The organism is Palleronia rufa (assembly GCF_000743715.1).
Taxonomy (GTDB): Bacteria; Pseudomonadota; Alphaproteobacteria; order Rhodobacterales; family Rhodobacteraceae; genus Palleronia; species Palleronia rufa.
In genome coordinates this window covers 40615-66017 of sequence record NZ_JQEY01000005.1, presented here as the reverse complement: position 1 = coordinate 66017, position 25403 = coordinate 40615, and the positions used below count along the sequence as shown (strand labels likewise).

General features: G+C 66.5%; 29 protein-coding genes. 13 read left to right on the top strand and 16 right to left on the bottom strand.

Features of this window, described 5'->3' with window-relative positions; all coding sequences use genetic code 11:
- Positions 1–22 precede the first annotated feature (22 nt).
- From KW83_RS08900 to KW83_RS08880, 5 genes are all read right to left on the bottom strand, one after another.
- Positions 23–997: a branched-chain amino acid ABC transporter permease gene (locus KW83_RS08900; protein WP_051928385.1), complete on the bottom strand. Its 975-nt coding sequence runs from the start codon at positions 995–997 to the stop codon at positions 23–25.
- 4 nt (positions 998–1001) lie between these two features.
- A complete protein-coding gene (locus tag KW83_RS08895) occupies positions 1002–1889 on the bottom strand; it encodes a branched-chain amino acid ABC transporter permease (RefSeq protein WP_036177571.1) in 888 nt (295 codons plus the stop codon).
- Between the two features lie 66 nt (positions 1890–1955).
- Entirely contained in the window at positions 1956–3170 is a 1215-nt protein-coding gene (locus KW83_RS08890; RefSeq protein WP_036177835.1) for an ABC transporter substrate-binding protein, read from the bottom strand.
- A gap of 36 nt (positions 3171–3206) precedes the next feature.
- The gene (locus tag KW83_RS08885; RefSeq protein ID WP_036177568.1) at positions 3207–3911 is read right to left on the bottom strand and encodes an ABC transporter ATP-binding protein; all 705 of its coding nucleotides are present in this window, start codon (positions 3909–3911) and stop codon (positions 3207–3209) included.
- On the bottom strand, positions 3904–4587 hold the full coding sequence (locus tag KW83_RS08880; RefSeq protein WP_327203964.1) for an ABC transporter ATP-binding protein: 684 nt from the start codon (positions 4585–4587) through the stop codon (positions 3904–3906). The genes KW83_RS08885 and KW83_RS08880 overlap by 8 nt, the downstream gene beginning before the upstream one ends.
- A 197-nt stretch (positions 4588–4784) precedes the next feature.
- On the opposite strand from KW83_RS08880, the gene KW83_RS08875 reads away from it, so the two are divergent.
- Both KW83_RS08875 and KW83_RS08870 read left to right on the top strand, forming a co-directional pair.
- Positions 4785–5069, top strand: a complete 285-nt coding sequence (locus tag KW83_RS08875) for a hypothetical protein (protein WP_036177564.1) — start codon at positions 4785–4787, stop codon at positions 5067–5069.
- A 128-nt stretch (positions 5070–5197) separates the two neighbouring features.
- The gene (locus KW83_RS08870; RefSeq protein WP_036177560.1) at positions 5198–5635 is read left to right on the top strand and encodes an ion channel; all 438 of its coding nucleotides are present in this window, start codon (positions 5198–5200) and stop codon (positions 5633–5635) included.
- Positions 5636–5647: 12 nt separating this feature from the next.
- On the opposite strand, the gene KW83_RS08865 is transcribed toward KW83_RS08870, so the two are convergent.
- Positions 5648–7774: a protein-disulfide reductase DsbD family protein gene (locus KW83_RS08865; protein ID WP_081904532.1), complete on the bottom strand. Its 2127-nt coding sequence runs from the start codon at positions 7772–7774 to the stop codon at positions 5648–5650.
- A gap of 621 nt (positions 7775–8395) precedes the next feature.
- Positions 8396–8710, bottom strand: a complete 315-nt coding sequence (locus KW83_RS08860; RefSeq protein WP_081904531.1) for a DUF2933 domain-containing protein — start codon at positions 8708–8710, stop codon at positions 8396–8398.
- Between the two features lie 482 nt (positions 8711–9192).
- Between KW83_RS08860 and KW83_RS08855 the strand changes: the two genes are divergently transcribed.
- From KW83_RS08855 to KW83_RS19840, 10 genes are all read left to right on the top strand, one after another.
- Positions 9193–9648: a c-type cytochrome gene (locus KW83_RS08855; protein ID WP_036177558.1), complete on the top strand. Its 456-nt coding sequence runs from the start codon at positions 9193–9195 to the stop codon at positions 9646–9648.
- A complete protein-coding gene (locus KW83_RS08850; RefSeq protein WP_036177555.1) occupies positions 9648–9977 on the top strand; it encodes a hypothetical protein in 330 nt (109 codons plus the stop codon). Before KW83_RS08855 ends, KW83_RS08850 begins: the two co-directional genes overlap by 1 nt.
- Before the next feature lie 39 nt (positions 9978–10016).
- On the top strand, positions 10017–10598 hold the full coding sequence (locus KW83_RS08845; protein WP_036177553.1) for a c-type cytochrome: 582 nt from the start codon (positions 10017–10019) through the stop codon (positions 10596–10598).
- A gap of 4 nt (positions 10599–10602) precedes the next feature.
- Entirely contained in the window at positions 10603–11499 is an 897-nt protein-coding gene (locus tag KW83_RS08840) for a c-type cytochrome (RefSeq protein ID WP_036177550.1), read from the top strand.
- Entirely contained in the window at positions 11496–12881 is a 1386-nt protein-coding gene (locus KW83_RS08835; RefSeq protein ID WP_036177547.1) for a multicopper oxidase family protein, read from the top strand. The genes KW83_RS08840 and KW83_RS08835 overlap by 4 nt, the downstream gene beginning before the upstream one ends.
- Positions 12878–13354 carry a c-type cytochrome gene (locus KW83_RS08830; protein WP_036177829.1) on the top strand — a complete coding sequence of 159 codons (477 nt, stop codon included), beginning with the start codon at positions 12878–12880 and terminating at the stop codon, positions 13352–13354. Before KW83_RS08835 ends, KW83_RS08830 begins: the two co-directional genes overlap by 4 nt.
- Complete coding sequence (locus KW83_RS08825) at positions 13351–14067, top strand: DsbA family protein (RefSeq protein ID WP_036177545.1); 717 nt, start codon at positions 13351–13353, stop codon at positions 14065–14067. Before KW83_RS08830 ends, KW83_RS08825 begins: the two co-directional genes overlap by 4 nt.
- Positions 14068–14433: 366 nt before the next feature.
- Complete coding sequence (locus KW83_RS08820; protein WP_036177542.1) at positions 14434–15966, top strand: acyl--CoA ligase; 1533 nt, start codon at positions 14434–14436, stop codon at positions 15964–15966.
- A gap of 34 nt (positions 15967–16000) precedes the next feature.
- Positions 16001–16978: a 2-dehydropantoate 2-reductase gene (locus tag KW83_RS08815; protein WP_036177539.1), complete on the top strand. Its 978-nt coding sequence runs from the start codon at positions 16001–16003 to the stop codon at positions 16976–16978.
- Positions 16979–17069: 91 nt separating this feature from the next.
- A protein-coding gene (locus KW83_RS19840) for an IS630 family transposase (RefSeq protein ID WP_161785428.1) occupies positions 17070–18010 on the top strand; the annotation gives its coding sequence in 2 pieces (ribosomal slippage) (positions 17070–17402 and positions 17405–18010; 939 coding nt in all).
- A gap of 12 nt (positions 18011–18022) precedes the next feature.
- Here the strand turns inward: KW83_RS19840 and pqqE are convergent.
- The 7 genes from pqqE to KW83_RS08770 form a co-directional block, all read right to left on the bottom strand.
- Positions 18023–19105: a pyrroloquinoline quinone biosynthesis protein PqqE gene (gene pqqE, locus KW83_RS08800; protein WP_036177828.1), complete on the bottom strand. Its 1083-nt coding sequence runs from the start codon at positions 19103–19105 to the stop codon at positions 18023–18025.
- A 23-nt stretch (positions 19106–19128) separates the two neighbouring features.
- Positions 19129–19404, bottom strand: coding sequence for a pyrroloquinoline quinone biosynthesis peptide chaperone PqqD (gene pqqD / locus KW83_RS08795; RefSeq protein ID WP_036177537.1), 276 nt, complete (start codon positions 19402–19404; stop codon positions 19129–19131).
- Positions 19404–20153 (bottom strand): pyrroloquinoline-quinone synthase PqqC, encoded by a 750-nt coding sequence (gene pqqC, locus KW83_RS08790; RefSeq protein WP_036177535.1) that lies wholly within the window; start codon positions 20151–20153, stop codon positions 19404–19406. Before pqqC ends, pqqD begins: the two co-directional genes overlap by 1 nt.
- A complete protein-coding gene (gene pqqB, locus KW83_RS08785) occupies positions 20150–21043 on the bottom strand; it encodes a pyrroloquinoline quinone biosynthesis protein PqqB (RefSeq protein WP_036177532.1) in 894 nt (297 codons plus the stop codon). The genes pqqC and pqqB overlap by 4 nt, the downstream gene beginning before the upstream one ends.
- 22 nt (positions 21044–21065) lie before the next feature.
- Positions 21066–21161, bottom strand: a complete 96-nt coding sequence (gene pqqA, locus KW83_RS08780; protein WP_036177529.1) for a pyrroloquinoline quinone precursor peptide PqqA — start codon at positions 21159–21161, stop codon at positions 21066–21068.
- A 160-nt stretch (positions 21162–21321) separates the two neighbouring features.
- On the bottom strand, positions 21322–21999 hold the full coding sequence (locus tag KW83_RS08775; RefSeq protein ID WP_036177527.1) for a response regulator transcription factor: 678 nt from the start codon (positions 21997–21999) through the stop codon (positions 21322–21324).
- 9 nt (positions 22000–22008) lie between these two features.
- On the bottom strand, positions 22009–23589 hold the full coding sequence (locus tag KW83_RS08770; protein WP_036177524.1) for a sensor histidine kinase: 1581 nt from the start codon (positions 23587–23589) through the stop codon (positions 22009–22011).
- Positions 23590–23754: 165 nt separating this feature from the next.
- Between KW83_RS08770 and KW83_RS08765 the strand changes: the two genes are divergently transcribed.
- Positions 23755–23955: a hypothetical protein gene (locus tag KW83_RS08765; protein WP_036177522.1), complete on the top strand. Its 201-nt coding sequence runs from the start codon at positions 23755–23757 to the stop codon at positions 23953–23955.
- A gap of 22 nt (positions 23956–23977) precedes the next feature.
- Here KW83_RS08765 and KW83_RS08760 read toward each other — a convergent pair whose 3' ends face one another.
- Complete coding sequence (locus KW83_RS08760) at positions 23978–24400, bottom strand: cupredoxin domain-containing protein (RefSeq protein ID WP_036177519.1); 423 nt, start codon at positions 24398–24400, stop codon at positions 23978–23980.
- A 12-nt stretch (positions 24401–24412) separates the two neighbouring features.
- A complete protein-coding gene (locus KW83_RS08755) occupies positions 24413–25399 on the bottom strand; it encodes a YVTN family beta-propeller repeat protein (protein ID WP_152563532.1) in 987 nt (328 codons plus the stop codon).
- Positions 25400–25403: the final 4 nt, after the last annotated feature.

Genomic DNA, 25403 nt, shown 5'->3' with positions numbered 1-25403 from the left:
CCGCCCCGGCACCCCGCCCGGTCTAGCGGTTCCGCCAGCGGCGGAGGCGCGGCCCGATCTCACCCACGATGCCGCGTCGGAAAAGCAGGACGCATACGACGAACACCGCCCCCTGCACGATGGTCGACAGGGAGCCCACCTGCGCCAGTTCGTTCTGCAACGTCACGATGATCGTCGCGCCCAGGATCGGGCCAAGCATCGTCCCGATGCCACCCAGAACGGCCATCAGCACGACCTCGCCGCTCATCTGCCATTGCACGTCGGTGAGCGATGCCAGCTGGAACACCATGACCTTGGTGGATCCGGCAAGGCCCGACAGGGCTGCGGAGAGGACGAAGGCCAGCAGCTTGTAGCGGTCGGCGTCGTATCCCAGTGAAATGGCGCGGTCCTCGTTCTCTCTGATGGATTTGAGGACCTGGCCGAAGGGCGAATTGACCGTTCGGTAGATGATGAAGATGCCGATGCAGAAGATGGCGAGGACCAGATAATAGACTTCCATGTTCGTCGAAAGGTCGAAGATGCCGAAGAGCGGCCGGCGCGGCACGCCCTGCAGGCCGTCCTCGCCTCCGGTGAACGGAGCCTGAAGCGCCACGAAATAGACCATCTGCGACAGCGCCAGGGTGATCATCGCAAAGTAGATGCCCTGCCGCCGGATCGCGAGCAACCCCATCACGAGCCCCAGCAGAGCGGCAACCGCGACGCCCGCCAGGATCCCCAGTTCGGCCGAGAACCGGAGCGTCTGCAACGCGTAGCCGGTCACGTAGGCCGCGAAGCCGAAGAACGCCGCATGGCCAAAGGACAGCAACCCCGCAAAACCCAGCAGCAAGTTGAAGGCCGCTGCGAACAGCGCAAAGCAGAGGATCTTGGCAACCATCACCGGATACAGGAATTGCGGCGCGATCAGCAGCGCGACGAAGCCGATCGCGGCCCAGAGGCGCACGTCCGACAGCCAGCCTTTCGACGCCGTTCCGGCGGTGGATCTGGTCTCGTCGCTCATGACGTCACGCCGCCTTTCCGAACAGGCCAGCCGGTCGCACGATCAGCACGATAGCCATGACCACGAAGATGATGATGTTGGACGCCTCTGGATAGAAGACGCGCGTCAGCCCCTCGAACAGGCCCAGCAGAAAGCCGGAGATGATCGCCCCTTTGATGGACCCCAGCCCGCCGATGACGACGATGGCGAAGACCACGATGATGATGTTCGATCCCATCAGTGGATTGACGGAATAGATCGGCGCGGCCAGCACACCGGCGAAGGCGGCCAGCGCCACGCCGAACCCGTAGGTCACCGTCACCAGAAGCGGCACGTTCACGCCGAAGGCGCGGACCAGGTCGGCGTTCTCGACCGCGGCGCGCATCGTGGCGCCCAGCCGCGTCATCTCGATGAGATACCAGGTGGCCGCGCAGACGACGATCGACGCCGCCAGCACCCAGGCGCGATAGGTGGGAAGGAACATGAAGCCGAGGTTGTAGCCGCCCTGCAGCGAGTCGGGGATGGCGTAGGTCTCGCCCGCCACGCCGTAGACCTGCCGGAACAGCCCCTCCAGAAGAAGCGCCAGACCGAAGGTCAGCAGCAAGCCGTAGAGATGGTCCAGATCCGCGATGGGGCGCAGCAGGAAGCGTTCGATCACCATGCCGAACAGGCCCACGATGACCGGCGAAAGCAGGAGCGCCCACCAGTAGCCGATGCCGAGCACGTCCAGCAGCAGGAAGGCCACGAACGCGCCGACCATGTAAAGCGCGCCGTGGGCGAAGTTCACGATGTTCAGCAGCCCGAAGATCAGCGCCAGGCCCAGGCTGAGCACCGCATAGAAAGCCCCGTTGATCAGCCCGATCAGAAGCTGTCCCATCAGCACGGGAAGCGGAATGCCTAGAAGATCCATCATCGAACCGGCCTCGGCCTGGGGGTGGGCGCGCGGCGGCCCGGATGCCGCCGCGCTGTCTGGGGGTTGCTACCCTTTGACCGCTTCGCAGGTGCCGTCCTCGATCGAGCGAAACGCCTCGTCGCCGGGAATGGTGCGGATGATGTTGTAGTAGTCCCAGCGCCCTTCGCTCTCGTCGGGGGTCTTCACCTCGGCCAGGAACATGTCGTGCACCATCAGGCCATCCTCACGCACGCGGCCGTTGCGGGCGAAGGCGTCCTCGATCGGCATCTCCTTCAGTTGCGCCACGACGGTTTTGGCGTCATCGGTTCCGGCTTCCTGCACCGCCTTGAGGTAGTTCAGCGCCGACGAATACATCCCGGCCTGCACCATCGTCGGCTTTGCGCCGAACCGCTCTTCGAATTTGCTGCTCCACGCGCGGGCCTCCTCGTCCTGATCCCAGTAGAAGCCGGTCGTCAGGGTCAGCCCCTGCGCGACATCCAGGCCGATCGCGTCCACATCCGTCAGGAACAGCAGCAGCGACGCCAGCGACTGGCCGCCCTGCACGACACCGAATTCCTGGGCCTGCTTGACCGAGTTCTGGGTGTCGGTGCCCGCATTGGCCAGACCGATTACCTGCGCGCCCGATGCCTGGGCCTGCAGGATGAAGGAAGAGAAATCCTGCGTCGGGAAGGGCGCGGCGACGCTTCCCAGGACTTCGCCGCCGTTGGCCTTGACCGCTTCGGACGCGTTTTCCTGCAGTTTCTGGCCGAAGGTGTAATCGGCGGTGATGAAATACCACGACTTCTTGCCTTCCTTGACCATCGCGACCGCCGTGCCGTTGGCCAGCGCGTCGGTGTCGTAGGTCCAGTGAAGCCCCGTCTCGGGGGCGCAGTTCTCGTTCGTCAGCGCGGCCGTGGCGGCCCCGTTGTTGATATAGGCGATGCCCTTCTCGCTGGTGATGTCCTGCAGCGCGATGCCGACGCCCGAATTGGCACCGCCAAGGATCATGTCGACATTCTCCTGGTCGGCCCATTGCCGCGCCAGGTTGGAACCGATGTCGGCCTTGTTCTGGTGATCGGCGGTCAGCAGTTCGATGGGCTTGCCGTCGATCTCTCCGCCCATCTCCTCTATCGCCATCCTGACGGCGGCGATCGAACCCTCACCGTCCAGCGCCGAATAGGCACCCGACATGTCGAGAATCATCCCGATCTTTACGGTGTCGTTGCTGATACCCTGGGCGCTTGCCGCGGTGGCGAGCAGGCTCGCTGCGCCTGCAAGCAATGTGGCTTTCGTCCGTGTCATGGTCTTCCTCCCGTTGAACATTCGATGGCGTCCCGGTCAGACGCCGAGATAGCCGGTGATCTTACCGCGGTTGCCGTCGAGTTCGTCGCGGTCGAACCGGTCGATGACCTGTCCGTGCTCGACGACGAAATGGCGGTCGCCCATACGTTCGGCGAACCGGAAATTCTGCTCCACCAGGAGAATGGTGAAGCCTTCGTCACGCAGGTTGCCGATGATCTCGCCGATTTGCTGGACGATCACGGGGGCCAGGCCCTCGGTCGGCTCGTCAAGCAGCAGCAGACGTGCCCCGCTGCGCAGGATCCGCGCGATGGCCAGCATCTGCTGCTCGCCGCCCGAAAGCTTGGTTCCCTGCGATCCACCGCGTTTCTTCAGGATCGGGAACAGTTCGTAGATCCGGTCGAGGCTCATGCCGCCTTCGGCCACTTTCGGCGGCAACAGCAGGTTCTCGCGCACGCTGAGCGACGCGAATATGCCGCGCTCCTCCGGGCAGAAGGCGATTCCGCGGCGCGCGATCACGTTGGCGCTCTGCCCAATCGTCTCTTCACCCATGAAAGTGACCGAGCCTTCGCGCTGCCGCAACAGCCCGATGATGCAGCGCAGAGTCGTGGTCTTGCCGGCGCCGTTCCGGCCCAGAAGTGTTACGATCTCACCCTTGGGAACCTCGAAATTCATGCCGTGCAGAACGTGGCTTTCGCCATACCATGCCTGCAGATCCCGCACCTTCAGCATCGTCTCAGACATCGTCGGTCCCCATGTAGGCCGAGCGCACATCGGGATTGTTGCTGACCTCCTCATAGGTCCCCTCGGCCAGGATCGCCCCCGCCTGCAGCACACTGATCCGGTCCGACAGATCCGCCACCACGTCCAGATTGTGCTCGACCATCAGGACGGTGCGGTTCTTGGCAACGCGCCGGATGATTTCCGCGACGCGCTTCACGTCGCCGGTGCCCATGCCCGCCATGGGTTCGTCCAGCAGCATGACCTTCGGCTTCAGCGCCAGGGTGGTGGCCAGTTCCAGCAAACGCTTGCGCCCATAGGGCAGTTCGATCGCCGGCAGATCCTCCGAATCCTCCAGCCCGACCTCGGCCAGGATTGCGCGGGCGTCGTCGTTCAGCCCGTCCAGCCGCCGATCGGATGTCCAGAAGTTGTAGGAATTGTTCATCCGCCGCTGCAACGATACGCGGATATTGTCGAGCAGGCTTAGATGCGGAAATACCGAAGATATCTGGAATGACCGTACCGCCCCCTTGCGGGCGATCGCGGCGGGCTTGGCCTTGGTGATGTCTTCGCCGTTCAGAAGGATCGTTCCGGTGGTCGGCTCGAGAAACTTGGTGATCAGGTTGAACATCGTGCTCTTGCCGGCCCCGTTGGGACCGATCAGCGCGTGGATGGTCCCGCGCCTTACCTGCAAAGACACGTTATCGACCGCGGTGAAGCCCGCGAACGATTTCGTCAGATTCGACGTTTCTAAGGCGAAATCGGTATTCAGCTTGGCCTCCCCGGCGCAAGTTGCGCGCGGCCCGGCGGACTGTCAATGGCCCCCGACAGGCGGACCGGGCAGATCGATGAGAATTGCGGCGCAACCTGTTGCAAGCTACGGAGCGGTGGCGATTTTTGATCGACGGCGCGGACGCGGCCGACGCGGTTCAAGTGCCGGTGCGCAAGCATCTCCATCTACTGGCCGCCGAGCGATGGAACCAGCGCCACAACGTCGTGTCGCTGATCCTGTCTCCTCGATCGGAGCACAGGCTGACCGCAGATCGAGGACGTTTCATGGGAGCAGGCCATCGCACAACTGCCGCGGACTATCGGGCCGTGCTCCGAAAAGGCGGCATCCTGATCTCCCTCTCGGCGATCGGCAGCCGGTCGGGCCGACCCATGGGCCCAGCGGTCAATTGAACGATCGGGTCCGCGAACCTTGAGGGGCGGGAATTCGGACGCACGCTCAGAAACAGCATCGCCTTGCAGCCCCTGGAAAAGTGGCCCAGCGTCCGGCGACCGCACTCAACCACCGGACTTGAAATAGAATGCTGATCGTAATGCTGGTCTCTGCGTTTCTCGTCGCCCTAAACACCACGATCCACTATCTGGCGATGCGCGGCGCCGCGGCCTACGTAAATCCCTCGCTCCATCCGGGACGCTGCCTGGCGCTTGCGGTGTCCGCATTGACGCTGGCCCATCTGATCGAGGCGCTTTTCTATGCGGGGGGCTTCTGGCTGGTCGTCCATGGACTGGGCATCGGCAACCTCACGGCCGCTCCGCCGGATGCGGGCAGCGACCTTGCCTTCATGGACTACTACTACTTCTCGCTCGTCAACTACACCACGCTGGGGCGCGGGGATCTGATCCCCTCCGGGCACCTGCGCTTCATCGCGTCGATAGAGGCGTTCCACGGCTTTTTGCTCATCACGGCCTCCGGCAGCTACCTTCTGCAGATCATGGGCGGGCGCAATCCGTTCGCGTGAGGCGGCGGCGCCTCAATCGAGCGCGATTTCGGACCGTCCCGCCTTGGCGATCGCGTCGAGCACCGCGGATTCGCTGAGGATCTCCGACAGTACGATGCCTTCGGGCGCGCCGGGGCCGTACACCGCGTTGAAGGGGATGCCGTATCGGCCGTTGGATTCAAGATAGCGGCTGATCGCGGGATCGGGCCGGGTCCAGTCCGCCTGCATGGGGATTATATCCTCGCGGGCCAACGCCTGGGCCACCGCTCCGCGATCCAGAACCAGCGTCTTGTTGGCCTTGCAGGTGAGGCACCAATCTGCAGTCACATCGACAAAGACCACATGGCCCTTCGAGACGTGGACCGGGATTTCGGCGCGGTCGAAGGGTGTCCAGGATGCGGCGACAGCCGCCGGGGCCGTGTCGGTCGGCGCCAGAACGGGCGCGGCGAGCGTCGCTGTTCCCAGCAGGGCCACGGTCCCGGCAACGACGATATTCTTCATCCGTGATGACAACACGAGGATGGCGAGAGTCAGCGCCGACAATCCTGCGACAAGCCAACCAGCCGTCGCACCGGCCACTCCCAGAAGCACCCACAAGAGCCAGGCCGCCGTGAGCGCAAGCAACGCCCCGAGCACAATCCGTATTGCGACCATCCAGCGGCCCGGTTTGGGAAGGCGCCGGACCCAGCCAGGACGAAGGGCCAACGCCAGGTAAGGCAGGGAAAGCCCCAGTCCCAGCGCCGTGAAAACCACCGCCACGTCCATGCTGCGTCCGGCCAGCGCAAAGGCGACGGCGGTTCCAAGGAACGGTGCCGAACATGGTGTGGCAAGGATCGCGGCGAAGGCGCCTGTGGCGAAGTCACCGGAATGGCCCGGTCGCGCCTCTGCATTGGCAAGGCGGGTCGTCCAGGACTGCGGCAGCGAAATCTCGAACGCGCCGAAGAGATTGCCGGCGAACAGCACGAGGACCAGAAACATCGCCGACAGGAACACCGGGTTCTGGAACTGCAGGCCCCACCCGACGGCGTATCCCGCCGCCTTCAACGCCACCAGAACGGCGGCGAGCGCCCACATGAACGTCATGACGCCAAGGGCCGACATCAGGAAGCCGCGGCGCACGTGGTCCTCACCCCGTTCTCTGGCCTGCATGGCAGACGACATCTTGATCGACAGCACGGGCAAGACGCAGGGCATGACGTTCAGGATCGCGCCGCCCAGAAACGCGACAAGTGCGATCCAGGCAAGAGCCCCGAGATCGGGCACCGCCCGCGAAATCGAGAAGGGCGGCGCCGGTGCCGCGGTAAGCCACGCGGGGGTCAGCGTCGCCGCGCGGTCTCCGTCGGTGACGGTCACCGCAAGATCGCGCGAACTGTCGGAGCGCGCCAGGATCGGCAGCTCGGCCCACAAGAGCCGTCCGCCGTCCCCAAGCCGGATGTCCGGCGCGCCGAAGGCGGTGGTGGCACCGAGTTCGGGAAAGACGTCCGGAGCGGCGAAGGGCTGCTCCGCGCGGACTGTCACGACCATCGTCTCTGCGTCGGCGTCCAGATAGGCGCCTGCCTCACCCATCCCTGCGCGCGCCGCGTCGGGGACGCGAGCCATCGCCGCGGCGATCACCTCGGCCGAGCCGGTGTCGATACCGCCGCCGCTGCCAGCGGGCAGGTCCAGGGCCAGATCGACGGTCTGGGGCACGCAGATATCCGAGCACACCAGGATGTCCAGGGTCCCGGCCAGCCGCGCGGGCGCGCCGGGTTCCTGCAACGTCACCCCCAGCGGAAAGGTGACCTGATCGGCATAGCCGAAGTTTTCGATGCCGAAGGCGCGAAACCGGTCTGGCGCGGGCCAGTAAAATTCCACATCGGCCACGTTTTCGGATGCCGACCAGTCGACGCTGGGCGGAATGCCGACCTCCCCCGGAGAGCGCCAGTAGGTTTTCCAGCCTTCCGCCAGGTCGATGCTCAGCCCGGCAGACAAGGTCGATGCGTCCTGGGACACGCCGTTCTCTGCCGTCAGCAGACGTGCCTGAAGGATTTCGTTTTCGACCCGCGGAGAGGAGGCGGCCGACACAGCCGAAGGCAGCGCCGCCGCAATCGACAAACCGGCAGCCAGGGCCGCCGAAACCGTACGCGACCACGTTCTTGTCACGATCTTCGATCTACGCATGTCCTCGAAACTTTCGTTATTTCGCTGTTGCTACGTCCCTGCCCGGATCCGTTTCACCGATCCGAGTATCGGGAAAGGTCTTTCCGGCAGCGGCAGTGGTGTATGGTGCCCGAACCCGTCCGCCGCCCTGAGACCTGCCATGCCGGCGTCGGGCACCGGCTGTTTTCCAAGGTAGCACCTGGCGGCGGCATCGGAAAGTTCGGTCCGTCCGCCAGCAAACCCGCAGCACGCGCAGATCGCGGCATTGCGTCTTTCCCACCACGCTGGTCCGCGAAAACACGCCCATCTTTGCCGCTGACGCCGTTACCCCGAACCGGCGCCGACCGTGTCGCGCCGCCAGCGACCGCCCGCAAATCCACAGAAGTCCGAGACCGGGCGCGCCCATCGCGTAGGGCGTGATCCGCACCCTTCACGGCGTCTCTCCCACCACGGGGACAGAGGTCGCGAAGCCGGTTCGTCCGTCCTCGCAGCTGATCATATCAAGCGAAGAGGCTCCGTCGGAGACGACCCGGCATCCGCCTGGCAAATCGGCGGTCAGAACGCGCGATTTTTCCGGACATTGGGCCAGTGCTCCGCTGCAAGCGCCAAGCAGAAGCGGCGCCAAGGCTGCAAGTCGCAAGATCACGCGCTCCTTGCAATATCCATGGCGGCCGGCTGTGGCCGCTTCCCCGCGCCGATATTCGGCTGTTCGACAGGGTCCTGCGCCTTCACCCGATCGCCGTGGCACGACTTGCCCATCATGCGATGCATGACGAGATGGGCACCGACGCAAATTGCGATCGGGGCGAAGAGCCCGGCGTTGGTCCAGAGACCGGCAATCGTCCCGCCCGCCAGCAGGAACGATCCGACCGGGAGCAGCATTATGGCGCAGCATGCCATCATTCCCCATTTCATCACGGTGCCTTGGATCGCGGCTTTTTCCGACTCGTTCTTCATCTGTATGCTCCCGGCCTGCTATGGCGTGACTGGTGATTTCCAGCACGGTAAGGTCAAGCGTTTTCAAGCCGCTGCGATCACTGTCTCGTGACAATGATACGTTTGACATTCCAGCGGTGGAACGAGGGACAGGCTGGGAAAAATTCTTGAGGAGCGGAAAAATGAGCAGGATGCAGGCACGGGTCCGGTGCTCCGCTGCGGCTGGGATGGCGGCAGGCCGTCTGGTGGCCTCGTCGAGTGGTTTTGCACGGGACGGCAGCGGGTGGCAGACCCGCCGTCATGCTTCCGCATTTCGCACTCATGGCAGGCAACGCTTCAGGACGGTCGGCAAGGTCGATGCCCTGCCGGGGCGCGCGACGCGGTCGATGAGGGAATGCCCGGAAATCCGCTGGGCGTATACATCTTTCTAATCTGACCGGTTGCACGTTGGAAAAGGTGCCGTGGGGCCGAACGACGCCAGGCTTTGCGATATGGGGACAACAATGCCGACCAAGCTCATCACCTTTGCAGTCGCTCTCATCGCCGGTGTCGGCGCCCTGCTCTGGTGGGCGAGTGCGCCGTCACGGACCGCGGGGCATTCGATGACACCGCCCGACACCAGCGAGATCGCCGCAGGCGATGCGATCGTCGCGGTCTCCGTTCCGGCCGAACTGACCGAGAAGGAAAAGATGGGGGAGCGTGCGTTCAACGCGATCTGCGCCGACTGCCACGGGACGAATGCGGCAGGGCAGAATGGCGTCGCGCCGCCGCTGGTCCACAAGATCTACGAACCCGGACACCACGGCGAGGAAGCGTTCCAGCGCGCCGTCGCCAACGGGGTCCAGTCGCATCACTGGACGTTCGGCAACATGCCCGCGATCGAAGGGCTCACCGGATCCGACGTGGGAACCATCGTGGCCTACGTCAGGGCGCTCCAGAGAGAGAACGGCATTCAATAGTGAAGCGCTTCGGTTTCATTCTGGTCTGCCTGATCTGGGCGTTCCTTTCGCTGTCGGTGCTGGCTCCGCCCGCCCATGCTGACGGCACCCATACGGATGCCGGTGCGGCGGACGCAGACGGGCCGTCGCCGTCCGATCATGTCAGCGCGGCCTCCGGCGAGGAATGCCACCCCGGTCCCGATTGTCTGGTAGTCGCGAACGACCTGCACCGTTTCGACCCGCTTGCCGCTCCTGACACGCGTGCGCAACGGCGTGAGGTCCTGGTCGCGCGGCTGACGGACCGCACTTTCATCCTCGATCCTCCAGTGCCGCGAGACGGGTTCGGCTGAGCGAACACCGGACTTTCATGGATTGAGGATCTGAAGAAGATGAAACTGAAGACAATTCTGGCGGCCGCGGCCGCGAGCAGCGTAGCCATGGGCGCTCTGGCCCACAGCGGCGCCACCGGCATCGTGCTGGAACGGATGCAGGCGATGAGCGCGATGAGCGAAGCGGTCAAGAAAGTGACGCCGATCATGCGGGGCGAAGCGGACTATGACGCCGACACGGTCCGCGCCGCCGCGCAAACGTTCGAGGAACATTCAGGCACGGCAATGACCGAGCTTTTCCCCAGGGATAACGCGAACGAAAAATCCTATGCGAAACCCGCCATCTGGGAGGACTGGGAAGAGTTCGAGCGCCTCGCCGTGCGGCTCGAAACCCTGTCGCAGGGCTTGGCGCAGGCGGCCGACAACGGACTGTCCGCCGACGAAGCGCAGGCCGATACCGGCGCGATGATGGGTGGCGATGCCTCAGCCATGATGGGTGGCGATACCTCAGCCATGATGGGCGGCACTTCATCCGAAGTTTCGATGGAGGAACTGGCCCAGATGCCCGCCGACGACGTGTTCGCGGAAATCAGCCAGAGCTGCTCGTCCTGCCACACCCGGTTCCGCGCCGAGAGGGACTGAGCCGATGAGAAAACTGATACTTTCCGCAGTGGCGCTTGCCGCTGCGGGCATCGCAGGCGTGGGCGTGGTGGTCGCCTGGCCCATCAAGAACCCGGTCGATGCGATAGAAATGACGGGCGACGCGCAGCGCGGCGCCTATCTTGCGCGGGCCGGCGGGTGCATCGCCTGCCACACCAACTGGGACGGCGGGGGCAAGCCGCTGGCCGGCGGCGCACCCCTCGTGACGGCGTTCGGCACGTTCTATCCGCCGAACCTGACGACGTCGAAGGGCGCGGGCATCGGCAACTGGACGGCCGAGCAATTCGCCGCGGCCCTGCGGCAGGGCGTCTCGCCCGAAGGCGACCCGTATTACCCAGCCTTCCCCTACCCCTTTTACGCCAACCTCTCGGACCAGGATATCGCCGATCTCTGGGCGGCATTCCAGACAGTGCCCGCGGTGGACGAACCGGCGCCGGCGAACGACGTCTCCTTTCCCTACGACCAGCGCTGGGGGCTGAAACTCTGGCGTGCCGCCTACATGTTTCCCCCGTCCACCCGGCCCGTCGAGGGAAAGTCCGATGAATGGAACCGCGGGCGCCAGTTGGTCGAGGGCGTGACCCATTGCGCGGCGTGCCATACGGGGCGCAATTTCGCCGGTGGACGGAAGCTGGAGGAGAAGTTCCGCGGCTTCGACGGCCTGCCCGGGGGCGGAAGGTCGCCCGCGATCACGCCAGAAGCCCTGCGCGAGGGCGGCTGGAGCGTTTCCGATCTGGCCTACGCGCTGAAAACCGGCATCATGCCGGACGGCGACGCCTTCGGCGGGTCCATGGGCGAAGTCGTCACCTACGGCACGTCCTTCATGTCGGACGCGGATCGCGAGGCCATGGCGATCTACTTGTTGAACGAGGACGAAACGCAATGACACCGACGCGACGATCCTTCCTTGCAGGCGGCGCCGCGATCGTCGGCCTGCCGCCATTCGCACGGGCCGCCGCAAGCGGCCCGTCGGTGATCGCGCCGCGCGCCGCGCGGCACCAGCTTGCGCCCGACGGCTATCCGGCCACAGAGATCTGGGGCTACGACGGTGCCCTGCCGGGTCCGGAGCTGCGATATCGTCAGGGGGACACGCTTCGGCGTCGGCTGGTGAACGGGCTGGATCAGCCGACCACGATCCATTGGCACGGGATCCGCGTGCCGAACGCGATGGATGGCGTCCCGGACCTGACCCAGGACGCTGTCGAACCCGGTGCGGAGTTCGAGTATGAGTTCGCTCTGCCCGATGCCGGCAGCTACTGGTACCACGCCCACTGGGCCTCTCCCGAACAGGTGGGGCGTGGTCTGCACGGGCCGCTGATCGTCGACGAGGCCGAGGGCGCACCGGATATCGACGCCGATGTGACGCTGGTTCTCGATGACTGGCTGCTGACCGACCAGGCAGAGATAGACCCCGATTTCGCCCTGCCGATGCAGATGTCCCATGGCGGGCGCATCGGCAATTTCGTGACCACGAATGCCCGGTACGATTTCAGCCGGGAGGTCCAGAAGTACCAGCGCCTGCGCCTGCGGCTGATCAATTCCGCCAACGCGCGCATCTTTCCCGTGGCGCTCGACGGTCTGGACGGCTGGATTGTCGCCTATGACGGAATGCCGCTCGACCAGCCCGAGAAAGTCTCGTCCGAGTTGGTGATCGGTCCAGCACAACGCATCGATCTGCTGGTGGATGTCGTCGCCGAGGACGGGGCGATAGCCGGTCTCGTGCGACTGACCCAAGACGGACGTGCGGTGCAGGCGTCGTTTCCTGTGTCGGGGCAGGCCTCACTGGTTCGCCGCAAGGCCCCCTCGCCGTTGCCGCCCAACCCAAGCCACACCATCGGCGCCCTGGCCTCGGCGCGCAGCGTTCCGATGCGGATCGAAGGCGGGGCGATGGGACGGGTGTCCCGCGCCAGCTTCGAGGGCCGCGAGATGGGGTTCGGCGACATGATCGACCGTGGTCAATACTGGACCATGGCCGGGCAGGCCGGATTGCACGACGCCCCTCTGGTCGCGGCGGACATGGGCGAAACGGTCCGCATCCCTATCGCGAACGACACGGTGTTCGCCCATGCCATGCATCTGCACGGCATGCATTTCCGTGAGGTCCTGCAAGATGGCGCCATGGGTCCGATGCGCGACACGCTCCTTGTCGGCGCGCGAGAACGGCGCGAAATCGCGTTCGTCGCCGACAATCCGGGCGACTGGCTGTTTCACTGTCACATGCTGGGCCATGCGGCGTCGGGCATGATGCAATGGGTGCGGGTCGGATGATCCGGTATCTTGCCATAGCGGCGTCCGGCCTAGCGGCCCTGGTCGCTCTGGTGGTGCTGACCCCTGACGGGGGCGAAACCGCCGGCCCTGCCGGACCCGTCGATATCGCCGCCGGCGCCAGCCTCTACGCGGAGAACTGCGCCAGTTGCCACGGCGCCAACCTGGAAGGTCAGGCGGATTGGCGCAGCCCCGGTCCCGACGGACGTCTGCCGGCACCGCCGCATGACGAAACCGGTCATACGTGGCATCATGGCGACGGGCTGCTTTTCGCCTATACGAAAAACGGTGGCGCGGCGGCGATGGCCGATGCCGGAATCGGCGATTTCGACAGCGGGATGCCGGGGTTCGGCGACACGCTGACGGATCAGGAAATTTACGATATCATCGCTTTCATCAAATCAACATGGTCCGAGCGCGCCCGCGATGCGCAAGCCGAAAGAACCCGGACCGAAACAATGGGAAATCCCTCATGAAGCACTTGATGCCGATCGCGCTCGTCGCGTTTGCCCCGATCGCGGCCCTTGCACAGGACCGCAGCGACGAAGAGATCAAGCAACTGGCGCTCGACGCTATCCTGGAGCGGCCCGAGATCCTGATGGAAGCGATCCAGCTTCTGGACCAGCGCGAGGCCGAGGCACAGCAGTCCAGCATCGCTCGGGTCCTGGAGGACGAACGCGAGCTTCTTGAGGACGATCCGAACGCGCCGGTGATGGGCAATCCGGAAGGCGATGCGGTCGTGGTGGAGTTCTTCGATTACAACTGCCCCTACTGCAAGCGCGTCGCCCCCGATGTGGAGGCGCTGATCGAAGGCGATGATGAGGTCAAGGTCGTGTATCGCGAATGGCCGATCCTTGGCGAAGGTTCGGTCTTCGCTGCCCGTGCCGCGCTGGCGGCGCGCGAGCAGGACCTCTACGCGCCCTTCCACTGGGCGCTGATGGATCTGGCGGGCCGCGCCACGGAGGACACGGTGATCAAAACGGCCGAAGAGGTCGGGCTGGATGTCGAGCGGCTGCGCGCGGACATGGAAGCGCCGGAAATCGACGCGCATATCGAAACGTCGATGCGTCTGGCCTCGGCGCTGGGGTTCAACGGAACGCCGTCCTTCGTCATCGGCGATGCTCTGGTGCCCGGCCTCGTCCCGCTCGAACGTCTTCAGGATCTGGTCGAGGAGGCGCGGGCGGAATAACCGCCGCGCCGGAACGCCTCCGGTGCTCACAACGCCGGAGGTGACCGTCACGCCGGGTGCGGCCAGCCGAGAGGCGGATGCGACGGCTGCAAGGACAAGTTTCGCGGGGGTGCTTGGTGCCACAGACATGGCGCGTTGCGGGCCGTGTCCCGGCGTTACTGCCGCCCGCGACCTTGCCTGGCCGCCCCAAGCCCCCAAGCAAAAGGCACACAACTGAGGCAGCCGGACCTCGGCGCGCCATCGGTTGACCCGAAACGGGTCCGGGCACCACAGCGGCCCCCCCGAACGCCGCTGGCAAGCCGGGACAGTCCGACATATGGTTCCAGGAGGCGTCGATGACGCATCGTTTGACCGGGGAGGAAACACATGGCCGACACGATCGCCCGCCTTCTGGCGCCGCATCCCGAGGACGCGCCTGCCATCGGCGCGCCGGGCCGGGACTGGTTGCGCTACGGGGCACTTCGCGACCTTGCGGAACGGACCGCGACGGCGCTGCGGCAGGTCGGCGTCGGAGCGCAGGACCGGGTGGCGATCGTCCTTGCGAACGGGCCGGAGATGGCGACCGCCTTCGTCACGATCGCGCAGGCCGCGACCACCGCGCCGCTGAACCCCGCCTATCGGGAAGAGGAATTCGCCTTCTACCTGGAGGACCTCGGCGCCAAGGCCATCGTGGTCGCGCAGGGCTACGACGGTCCCGCTCTGGCCGCCGCCGAAAAGGCCGGCCTGACCGTTATCAGGCTTCGGACGGACGATGGCAGGCCGGCCGGCGATTTCACCCTCCATGCGGAGGGCGAGACGGCGCCCGCACCGGAGGGTTCCCCCGGCGCGGATGATGTGGCGCTGATCCTGCACACCTCCGGCACCACCTCCCGGCCCAAGATCGTGCCGCTGAGGCAGGGCAATGTCGCGGCCTCCGCCCGCAATGTCGGCGTGTCGCTGGCGCTGACGCCCGACGACCGCTGTCTGAACGTCATGCCGCTGTTCCACATCCATGGCCTGATCGCCGCGGTCTCGGCGTCCCTGGCCGCCGGGGGGTCGATCTGGTGTGCTCCGGGGTTCGATGCGCTCAAGTACTACGGCTGGCTCGGAGATGCCGACCCGACCTGGTACACCGCCGTTCCGACCATGCATCAGGCGATCCTGTCGCGCGCGGGCCGCAACGCGGATGCCATCGCCGCGACGCGGCTGCGGTTCATGCGATCGTCATCGGCGTCGCTGCCGGGACCGGTGATGACCAAGCTCACCGAAACCTTCGGCGTACCGGTGATCGAGGCCTACGGAATGACGGAGGCGGCGCATCAGATGTGCTCGAACCCGCTGCCGCCGCGGGCGCAGAAACCCGGCGCCGTCGGCGTGGCCGCGGGTCCGGAGGTCCGGACGGCCCATGAGGCAGAGGATCGGCTGGTCGAGGGCACCGGAGAGGTGGTGATTTCCGGTCCGAACGTCACCCCCGGCTACGAGGGCAATCCAGAGGCGAACGCCAAGAGCTTCTTCCAGGCGGAGGGAAAGCGCTGGTTCCGGACCGGCGACCAGGGCGCCTTCGACGATGAGGGCTATCTGTGCCTGACCGGCCGGCTGAAGGAAATCATCAACCGCGGCGGCGAAAAGATCAGCCCGCTGGAAGTGGACGGCGTGCTGTCGGACCATCCGGCGATCGCGCAGGTGGTGACCTTCGCCGTGCCCCATCCCAAGCTGGGGGAGGAGGTGGCGGCGGCTATCGTCCTGCATGACGGCGCCGAGGTGACGGAGCGCGACATTCGCGATTTCGCGGCAGAGCGCCTGGCGGATTTCAAGGTTCCGCGCAGGGTGCTGATCCTGGAAGAGATCCCCAAGGGCGCGACCGGCAAGCTGCAGCGGATCGGACTGGCAAAGAAGCTGGGGCTGGCGGACGACGCATGACGGCGGCGCGATGCGTCACACGGGAGGCACGACGATGAGGATATGCGTGTTCGGAGCCGGCGCCATCGGCGGGTATATGGGCGCGAAGCTCGCCCAGGCGGGGGCGGATGTGAGCCTTGTGGCGCGGGGTCCGCACCTGGCGGCGATGCAGAAGAACGGTCTGACCCTAATCGAGGACGGAGACCGGACGACCGTGCCCGTCGCCGTCTCGGAGGCGCCCCGGGACCTGGGGCCGCAGGATTACGTGATCGTCACGCTCAAGGCCCATTCCGTGCCGGGCGTCGTGGCGAAGATGCAGCCCCTGATCGGCGACGGCACGACCGTCGTGTCCGGCGTGAACGGCGTTCCGTGGTGGTATTTCCACAAGATCGGCGGCCCGTATGAAGGAACCCGCCTGTCCAGTGTCGATCCCGGCAACGCTCAGTGGGACGGCTTCGGACCCGACCGGGTGCTGGGCTGCGTGGTCTACCCGGCGGCGGAGGTGGTCGAACTTGGCGTGGTCAAGCACGTGGAGGGCAACCGTTTCTCCCTGGGCGAGCCGGACGGGTCGCGGTCCGATCGCGCTCAGGCGCTGTCGAAGGCGCTGACCTCGGCCGGACTGAAGGCGCCGGTACGGCCCAAGCTGCGCGATGAGATCTGGCTCAAGCTCTGGGGCAATCTGTCGTTCAACCCGATCTCGGCGCTGACCCATGCGACGCTCGACGTCCTTTGCACGGATGAGGGAACGCGCATGGTCGCCCGCGACATGATGGTAGAGGCGCAGCAGATCGCAGAGAAGCTGGGCGTGACCTTTCCGATCGACGTGGATCGGCGGATCAGGGGCGGTGCCGATGTAGGTGCGCACCGCACGTCGATGCTTCAGGATCTGGACAGCGGACGGCCCATGGAGATCGACGCGCTGGTGACATCGGTGCAGGAGCTTGGCCGGCTGACCGACACGCCGACCCCGACCATCGACACCGTGCTGGCCCTGATCCGTCTGCGCGCACGGGTCGCCGGTCTTTACGACTAGAGCGGGATGAAATCAGCCTGAATCGATAGAGGATTCACAGGCCTGCATTTTGGTGATTCACTGTTGCCGACCACAAGATGGAGGGCGAGTAGTGGGTAGAGCACTTTCAATGGACCTTCGAGAGAGGGCAATGGCGCGGCTGTTGGGGGGCGAGAGCGTGCGTCAGGTCGCAGCGGCCCTGGATGTGGCTCCGTCCAGTGTTGTGAAGTGGTCGCAGCGTTTGCGTGCGACCGGGAGTTGCGCTCCGGCAGGGACAGGCGGCCACCCGCCACGCAAGATTGCAGGCGGGCATGAGGCGTGGCTTCTGGAGCGGATAACGGAGCCGTTCACACTGCGCGGACTGGTGGTGGAACTGGCCGAGCGCGGGCTCAAGGTCGACTACCGCACCGTCTGGGCCTTCGTGCGCCGCACGGGCTACTCGTTCAAAAAAAGACCCAACTCGCCGAGGAGCAGAACCGCCCCGACGTGAGCCGCCGCCGTGTGCGCTGGAAGCGGCACCAGGGCCGGATCGACCCCCGTCGTCTCGTGTTCATTGATGAAACCTGGGCCAAGACCAACATGGCCCCGCTGCGCGGCTGGGCTCCCAGAGGTGAACGCCTGATCGGGCGGGCCCCGCATGGTCACTGGCGCACCATGACCTTTATCGCAGCGCTGCGTCATGATCGGATCGACGCGCCCTTTGTTTTGGACGGTCCCGTCAACGGCGAAGCGTTCCGGGCTTATGTCGCGCACGTGCTCGTCCCAACCCTGCGCCCGGGCGATGTGGTGGTTATGGACAATCTGGGCAGCCACAAAGGGCAAGCCGTGCGGCAGGCGATCCGTAACGCGAAAGCGCATCTACTTTTTCTGCCGCCCTACAGCCCCGACCTGAACCCGATTGAACAGGTCTTCTCGAAGCTCAAACACATGCTCCGCAACGCAGCCGAGCGCACAATGGAGGCAACGTGGCGCAGGATCGGGACACTGCTCGACCGCTTCAGCCCACAGGAGTGCGCGAACTACCTCGCCAATACTGGATACGCTTCAAGCTAATCTCATCATGCTCTAGTCCGCAGGTTCCGGCACCGGCTTGCCCGGCGCGATGCGATAGACCAGATCGGCTGAAGCCGCGGCATGGGCGTCGGCCTGCGCGGTCAGAGCGTCGCGGTGGGGCGACTTGATGCAGACCGGATCGGTGGCGGCGGGATCGCCCACGATCGCCATGGCCTGACACCGGCAGCCGCCGAAATCGACGGTCTTGCGCTCGCACGACGCGCAGGGTTCCTGCATCCAGCCGGTGCCGCGATAGGCGTTGAAGGCCGGGCCGTCGTACCAGATGTCGCGCAGCGCGGTGTCGCGGACGTTCTGAAACGTGAGCGACGGGATCGTGGAGGCGGCGTGGCAGGGCATCACCTGCCCGTCGGGGGCGACCACCAGTCCGGTGGAGCCCCAGCCGCCCATGCATCTCTTCGGATAGTCGGAATGGTAGTCGGCGGGCACGTAGTCGATCACCAGCGTGCCCTTCAGCCGGGCGCGCGCCTCGGCCACGATGGCGTCGGCTTCGCGCGCCTGCTCGCGCGTGGGCATCATCGCGTCGCGGTTCCGGAGCGCCCAGCCGTGGAACTGGACGGTGGCGACCTCGATCCGCCGCGCGCCCATCTCCACCGCCATCTCGATGGCGCGGGGCAGCTGATGCAGGTTGCGCCGATGCAGCACCGCGTTCAGGGTCAGCGGAAAGCCGATGGTGCCGATCCACTCCGCCACCTTCATCTTGCGGTCGAACCCGCCGCGATAGCCACCGATGGTGTCGGCCATGGTGGCGTCGGTCCCTTGCAGCGACAGTTGCACATGGTCCAGACCGGCGGCGTCGAGGGCCTGCAACCGTCGTTCGGTCAGCCCGATCCCGCTGGTGATGAGGTTGGTGTAGAGGCCCGCGTCCCGCGCCGCCGTCACCAGCGGCTCAAGATCGCGGCGGGAGGCAGGCTCCCCGCCCGAGAGGTGGAGTTGCAGCACGCCGAGATCGGCGGCCTGCGCGAACACGCGCGCCCAGGTGTCGGTGTCGAGCTCCTGCTCCTGGCGCGCCAGATCCAGCGGGTTGGAGCAGTAGGGGCAGGCCAGCGGGCAGCGATGAGTCAGCTCGGCCAGCATGGCGATGGGCGGGCGGGTGTCGGTCACGGGCGCACCTCCAGAAAGCGGCGGTCATGGAGCGCCTTGAAAAAGCCGCTGGAATCCTTGGTGATTTCTTCGGCGGGGGCGTCGTACCGGGCCGCCAGCGCCGCCGTGATCTGTCGCAGGCTGCGGGTGCCGTCGACCTCCGAAAGGACCGCATGGGCCACGGGGTCGAGCGACACGGCGCGCTCAGGCGCCAGCAGCACCCAGGCATCGCGCACCCGGTCGTGATGCAGGCGCACGCCGCGGGGCAGGAAGGGGATGGCGTCGGGGTCCATCAGGCCGCCCGTCCGGCCAGAAGGCCCGTACCGGGCTGCCATGCGCCGGGCGGGATCCGGGCGGGCGCGACATAGGCGGCGTGGAGCGCGTCGAGCTGGGACCAGAGCACATCGGTCTTGAAGATCAATGCGTTGGCGGCGGCGTCCTGCTTTTCGGCCGTATCGGCGTGGTCGAGCACCCAGGCAAGGCCGAAGGCCACGTCCTTGGGCGCCTCCGCCAGCCGGTTCTGGAAGTATGAGAGCGAGGAATCGTCAGCGAAATCATAGTTTTGCAGAAGCCCCGCGATGCGGTCCTTGTGGATCTTGGGGGCGAAAAGCTCGGTCAGGGAGGCGGCGACGGCCTCCAGCAGGGTCTTGTCGCGGACGAAGCGGACATAGGCATCCACGGCGAATTTCGTGGCCGGAAGAACCCCCTGGGTAGAGGCGACGTAATCCGGGTCCAGGCCCACGGCGCGGGCCAGGCGCAGCCAGCGGCGGATGCCGCCCTCGTTCGTGTCGGTGCCGTCGTGGTCCTCGATCCGGCTGCGCCACTGGCGGCGGAGGGCGGGATCCTCCACGCGGGACATGAAGGCCGCGTCCTTCATAGGGATAGAGTGTTGATAATAATAACGATTTATCACCCAGGCGCGGACCTGGTCGGGGCTGCATCCGCCGCCGTGCAGCAGGTCGTGGAACGGATGGCGGTCGTGATAGCGCTCGGCGCCGATCTGGCGCAGGCGGGCTTCGAACGCGTGCCTGGTCTGGGTCATGGGATCTCCATTCCGTCCTGTCCGATCATCCATCCGGCGGCCTCCGCACGGGCGCGTTCGGGGCTGTCCGGGCGCAGAACCGGATTGGTATTGTTCATGTGAATGAACACCTTGCGCCCGATGTCCATCCCGTCGAAGGCGGCGATGGACCCGTCCGGGCCGGACATGGACATATGCCCCATCCTGGCGCCGGTCTTGCGGCCCAGCCCTGCCCGGATCATCTCATCGTCCTGCCAGAGCGTGCCATCGAAGAACACCGTGTCGGCCCCCGCGATCCGCGCCCTGAGCCCGTCCGAAAGGTGGGCGCAGCCGGGTATGAAAACCGTAAGAGTCTTGTAAGAGTCCAGTAGGACCCCGACCGTCTGTTCGCCCATCATGTCGGTCTGCACCTCCTCCCCCTCCATGTAGAGCGGAACCTTGCCCGGAACCGCGAACAGCGTCGCCGTCAGGCCGGGCAGCAGGTCGAACGGCTGCTCCAGCGAGATCCGCACCCGCTCCACGACCGAATCGTTCAGCGCGTCGAACACCGGGTTGGCGCGCAGCACCTCATGGATCTGTGGCGTGGCGAAGAGGGTGAAGGGCTGCATCTCCCGCAGGGTCAGCAGGCCGGCGATATGGTCGATGTCGCCGTTGGTCACCAGCACCGCCCGCAAGGGTATCTCGCGCAGGCCCGTGGGATGCAGCTCCGGCGTGCGGGCAAGCTGGTCGCGGATGTCCGGAGAGGCGTTGAGGACTGCCCAGGCGGCGCCGTCGGCCGACACGGCGAGCGAGCTTTGCGTCTGTGCCGGGATGTCGCCCCGGCGGGCCAAGGCGCAGTTGTCGCACCCACAGTTCCATTGGGGCAGTCCGCCACCGGCAGCCGCCCCAAGGATGCGCGCGCGGAGCGTCATGCGAGGCCCGCGCGCAACCGGATCAGAACAGGACGACGCCGCCGTCTTCGTCCGGGCCGTACATGTTGATTTCCATGCCGCACTCGATCTCGCGGATGCTGGGTTTGCTCCAGGCCATGAGGGATCCTCCTACAGATTGCGTGACGCGGGCGGGACCGTCCCGCCGACTCATTGCCACTCTAGAATGACAGGGAACGCAGGGCTGCGCAAAGACTCATGCCTAAGAAATAATAAGCCTTTGGTCCCATGACGTTGGGCACGGCAGCGCGACCGCGCTCTCAGGCGATCTGAGGGCGCGTTCCGGTCAGGCGGAAGCCGCGGTTGCGCAGGGTGTGGATCTCGAATCCGAAGCCGGTCATCGGGTCCATCTTCTTGCGCAGGTAGCCCACATAGACATCGACGATGTTCTCCGAGGACGTGCCCTCCTTCGACCAGAGCGTGTCGAAAATATAGCCCCGGGACAGGACCTCTCCGGCATGGGCGGCGAGGAGCGACAGAAGGGCGAATTCGCGCTCTGTCAGCACGACCTCCCGGCCGGCGCCGCGCACGGCGCGTTCGGCGCGGACCAGTTCCGAGCGGGTCTGCGACACGCGGCGTTCCTGCACGCGGAGGCGGGCGACCAGCTCATCGAGCGAGAACGGCTTGACCACGTAATCGTCGGCCCCGGCGTCCAGCCCGGCGGTACGGTCCTCGACCTCGCTCAGGGCGGAGAGCATCAGGATCGGCAGGCCAACGCCCAGTTCGCGGGCCCGCGCGACAAGCCTGAGCCCGCTGTCCGGTCCGAGCATCACGTCGATCACGGCCGCGCGCAGCCCGCCGCCCCGCAGGCGGGCCAGCGCGCCCTCCGCGTCGTGCTCGGCCACCGTGGCGAAGCCGTGGAGCGCCAGGCCGCGGGACAGGGCCGAGGCGATCTGCGGCTCATCGTCCACGATCAGAACGGGGCGGGTGTCGGTCATGCCCCGGGGTTAGCGCGGGTCCGCGGGGAGGGACAGATCCACCATGGTGCCGGGATTGGTCCCAAGCGCGCGGCCGGGCGGGACCGGGCTGGTCAGCGTCAGGGTGCCGCCATGGGCCTCGACCACCCAGCGCGCCAGCGCCAGACCGATGCCGAACCCCTGCCCCCGCATCGGCCCGGCGCCCTGCGCGAAGCGGTCGAAGAGGTCGGCGTGCGCCGGCAGGCCGGGGCCGTTGTCGATGATGGCCAGGCGGACGGCCCCCGCATCCGCCGCGCCTTCCAGCGCCAGCAGGCGGCCGCCTTTCGCATGGCGCGCGGCATTGGCGATCAGCGTGGCGATAACCTGCCGCAGCCAGTTCGGATCGCCCCGACAGGGCAGCGGGCCCTCCGGCACGGCGGCAACGGTGAGACCGGCGTTGGCCAGGATCGCGCCGGTTTCCTCCAACGCGGAGCCGGCGACCGCGGCCAGGTCCAGGGCGGCCTCCTCCAGCGCCAGCCGCCCGGTGTCGGAACGCGCGATGCGCAACAGGTCGTCGATGCGGCGGTTGAGACCGGCGGCGCGGGACTGGATGGTGGCGAAGGCGGCTGCGGTGTCGCCGCCCGCGGCGCGGCCGATCTCGGCCTCCATGGCGATGACGGTGAGCGGCGTGCGCAGCTCATGGCTGATGTCGGCGAAGAAGCGGCGGCGGTCCCCGTCGACGCGCGCCAGGCGGTCGTTGGCGGCGCGAAGGTCCGCGGTGCGCGCGGCGACGGTGTCGCTGAGCCGGCGCCATTCGGCGTCCACCGCGTCGCGGCGGGCTCTGAGCGCCGCGGCCGCGCGCGCGGTCTCTTCCATCAGGCGGCCGATCTCATCCGGTCTGGTGTCGGGAAGCGTGACGGCGAAATCCTCCTGGCCGATGCGGCGCGCGGCCTCCACCACCATGTCGATGCGGCGGAAATGGGGACGCACCAGCCCGGCGTAGAAGGCGAGCGCGGCCAGAACCGCCAGCCCGGAAAGCGCGAGCGCGCCGAGCGTCAGTTGCCGGCGCAGGGCGTCGATGCCGTCCAGAAGGACCGTGCGGGCGCGGATCTCCTCGGCCACGACGCCGTTCAGAAGCGGATCGAACCCGGTGGCGAAGGCGTCGAGCGTGCCGCGCAGGCGCTCCGGGGCGGCGTCCCCGGTGGTGAAGGCGCGCAACGTGGCGTCGAACTGCGCCTCCATCCGCGCGATCCCCAGGGACTGGGTGGCGCGGCGCGACGCCTCGTCCAGTCCCAGGGCGCGGGCCGCTTCGACCGCCGCGCCGAGGTCGGCGCGGAGCCGGGCGAAGGTGCCGGCGATGGAGGCGGCCAGCGTGTCCAGCCGGGCGGCGCGGTCGGCGGCGGGAAGGCCGCTCTGGACCGTCTCCGCGGCGATGACGATGAAGCTGGACACCTCCGTCGAGAGCTCTGCGTAGCGCGCGACGCGGGCCTCCGCCGACAGTGCCGCGTCAAGGCGGCGGCCCATGCGGTCCGTCGCCCAGACCGACAAGATCGCAACGGTGAGGGTCGTGAGACAGAGCAGCGCGGCCCCAAGCGCGAGCTTTGACCGCAGCGACGTTGGGGCTATCCTCATCCGCAAAGCCGGACCCCGAGCCCCGGACGGGCGACGGCGCGGCACGCCCGCCCGGTGTCCGTGCAGGCTGTGCCGCCCGGCATCGGGGACGGCGCAGTTTCCTGGCCGGCGGGTCCGCGCGATGCGAGGACGGAACCGGACGCAAGACCCGAGAGGACCCGCCGGATGATCGAACTTCTCTTCATCACCTGCCTCAGCACCGCCCCCGACCAGTGCCAGGAGCGTAGCCTGATCTTTACGGACGTGTCTGCGCAGCAATGCATGACCGACGCGCAACCGGCGCTGGCCAGATGGATCGGGACGCACCCGGCGTTCGAGATCCGCCAGTGGCGGTGCCGTCCGGTGCCGGACGGCACCGCGATCTGAACGGAGGCTGCCGGCCCCGGGGCTACTGGATCGTCACGCTGACGCGCTGGCTGTCGCCGCGGGCGCCGGGGATGCGGATTTCATACTGGCCGGGCCTGATGGCAAGGAACTCGATCTCCATCGTGCCGGCCTGGTCGAACTCGACCGATTCGAGGCCGAAGGGACGGATCTCCAGCCCGTTGACGACCACCTCGTTGACCCAGATGGCGCGGAAAAAGCCCGGCGCCTCCAGCGCCAGCTCACCCGAGCCGTCGGCCGCGATCTCCAGCTCGTACATGGTGCCGGATTTCAGCGTGATCGGCCCGTCGGCGATGGGCGTGCCGACCGACAGGGTCAGGCCCGGCATGTCCGCCTTGTTGGTGTTCGACAGGATGCCGGCGAAGCCGTATTCATGGGCGGCCGCGGGGGTGGCGGCCAGCAGGGCGATGAGGGCGATGCGTTTCACGGGCGGGTCCTTTCAGTCCGGCGCCACCACGACGCCCCAGGGTTGCTGGCCCACCTGGACCGAGCGGATCGCCTTTTCGGCGGCCACGTCGATCACGGTGACGTCGTTGGAATTGCCGTTGGTGGTGATGAGGTACTTCTGGTCCGGCGTGAAGGCGAGCTGCCAGACCCGCTGGCCGGTGATGATGTAGTCGACGACCTCCAGCGTCTCGCCGTCGATCACCGCCACGCGGTTGGCGGGGCCGAGCGCCACGAACACCCGGCTGCCGTCCGCGGTCACCTTGACCCCCACGGGCTGGAGCCATTCGGGCAGCACGCCGGGCACCTCGAAGGCGATCTTGTCCACCAGCGTGGGCGTGCCGTCGGCGGCGATGTCGATCACCGACACGGTGCCGCCGATCTCAGACGACACGTAGAGGCGGGTGCCGTCGTCGGTGAACTGGGCGTAGCGGGGGCGCTGGTCCACCAGGATATTGTACTTGATCTGGTAGTCCTCGGTCGAGATGAAATGCGCCATGTTGGTGGTTTCGGAGGTGTTGACCACCCATTTGCCGTCCGGGCTGATGCCCATCCCCTCCGGCTCGACCCCCACGGGGACCTCCGCCAGGATGGTGTGGCTTTCGGTGTCGGTGACGGTCACCAGGTTGTCGTCCTCATTGGCGATGTAGAGCGGGTTGCCACCGTGGTTCAGCACGAACAGCTCCGGGTCGGGACCGGAGGGCAGGGTGTAGAGCTCCTGGTAGGTGTCGGCGTCGAAGACGCGCACGGTATCGTCGTCGGAGGCCGCGACATAGACCTTTGCGCCGTCCGGGCTGATGGTGATGCCGCGGGGACGGTTGCCGGCGGGGAACTCCTCCAGCACCTCCCAGGTGTCGCTGTCGATGACGGTGACGGTGTTGCCCTTTTCGTTCGACACGAAGACCTTGTTGGCATGGACGGGCCCGGCCAGGGCGATCAGGGCGGCGGCAATCGGGACGGCGGCAATCTGGACGGGACGCATGGCG

Excerpts from the sequence above, each read along its gene's own strand:
- KW83_RS08900 (WP_051928385.1), bottom strand. The coding sequence starts at position 997 with ATGAGCGACGAGACCAGATCCACCGCCGGAACGGCGTCGAAAGGCTGG.
- KW83_RS08895 (WP_036177571.1), bottom strand. The coding sequence starts at position 1,889 with ATGATGGATCTTCTAGGCATTCCGCTTCCCGTGCTGATGGGACAGCTT.
- KW83_RS08890 (WP_036177835.1), bottom strand. The coding sequence starts at position 3,170 with ATGACACGGACGAAAGCCACATTGCTTGCAGGCGCAGCGAGCCTGCTC.
- KW83_RS08885 (WP_036177568.1), bottom strand. The coding sequence starts at position 3,911 with ATGTCTGAGACGATGCTGAAGGTGCGGGATCTGCAGGCATGGTATGGC.
- KW83_RS08870 (WP_036177560.1), top strand. The coding sequence starts at position 5,198 with ATGCTGATCGTAATGCTGGTCTCTGCGTTTCTCGTCGCCCTAAACACC.
- KW83_RS08865 (WP_081904532.1), bottom strand. The coding sequence starts at position 7,774 with ATGCGTAGATCGAAGATCGTGACAAGAACGTGGTCGCGTACGGTTTCG.
- KW83_RS08860 (WP_081904531.1), bottom strand. The coding sequence starts at position 8,710 with ATGAAGAACGAGTCGGAAAAAGCCGCGATCCAAGGCACCGTGATGAAA.
- KW83_RS08855 (WP_036177558.1), top strand. The coding sequence starts at position 9,193 with ATGCCGACCAAGCTCATCACCTTTGCAGTCGCTCTCATCGCCGGTGTC.
- KW83_RS08845 (WP_036177553.1), top strand. The coding sequence starts at position 10,017 with ATGAAACTGAAGACAATTCTGGCGGCCGCGGCCGCGAGCAGCGTAGCC.
- KW83_RS08840 (WP_036177550.1), top strand. The coding sequence starts at position 10,603 with ATGAGAAAACTGATACTTTCCGCAGTGGCGCTTGCCGCTGCGGGCATC.
- KW83_RS08835 (WP_036177547.1), top strand. The coding sequence starts at position 11,496 with ATGACACCGACGCGACGATCCTTCCTTGCAGGCGGCGCCGCGATCGTC.
- KW83_RS08830 (WP_036177829.1), top strand. The coding sequence starts at position 12,878 with ATGATCCGGTATCTTGCCATAGCGGCGTCCGGCCTAGCGGCCCTGGTC.
- KW83_RS08825 (WP_036177545.1), top strand. The coding sequence starts at position 13,351 with ATGAAGCACTTGATGCCGATCGCGCTCGTCGCGTTTGCCCCGATCGCG.
- KW83_RS08820 (WP_036177542.1), top strand. The coding sequence starts at position 14,434 with ATGGCCGACACGATCGCCCGCCTTCTGGCGCCGCATCCCGAGGACGCG.
- KW83_RS08815 (WP_036177539.1), top strand. The coding sequence starts at position 16,001 with ATGAGGATATGCGTGTTCGGAGCCGGCGCCATCGGCGGGTATATGGGC.
- pqqE (WP_036177828.1), bottom strand. The coding sequence starts at position 19,105 with ATGCTGGCCGAGCTGACTCATCGCTGCCCGCTGGCCTGCCCCTACTGC.
- pqqD (WP_036177537.1), bottom strand. The coding sequence starts at position 19,404 with ATGGACCCCGACGCCATCCCCTTCCTGCCCCGCGGCGTGCGCCTGCAT.
- pqqC (WP_036177535.1), bottom strand. The coding sequence starts at position 20,153 with ATGACCCAGACCAGGCACGCGTTCGAAGCCCGCCTGCGCCAGATCGGC.
- pqqB (WP_036177532.1), bottom strand. The coding sequence starts at position 21,043 with ATGACGCTCCGCGCGCGCATCCTTGGGGCGGCTGCCGGTGGCGGACTG.
- pqqA (WP_036177529.1), bottom strand. The coding sequence starts at position 21,161 with ATGGCCTGGAGCAAACCCAGCATCCGCGAGATCGAGTGCGGCATGGAA.
- KW83_RS08775 (WP_036177527.1), bottom strand. The coding sequence starts at position 21,999 with ATGACCGACACCCGCCCCGTTCTGATCGTGGACGATGAGCCGCAGATC.
- KW83_RS08770 (WP_036177524.1), bottom strand. The coding sequence starts at position 23,589 with ATGAGGATAGCCCCAACGTCGCTGCGGTCAAAGCTCGCGCTTGGGGCC.
- KW83_RS08765 (WP_036177522.1), top strand. The coding sequence starts at position 23,755 with ATGATCGAACTTCTCTTCATCACCTGCCTCAGCACCGCCCCCGACCAG.
- KW83_RS08755 (WP_152563532.1), bottom strand. The coding sequence starts at position 25,399 with ATGCGTCCCGTCCAGATTGCCGCCGTCCCGATTGCCGCCGCCCTGATC.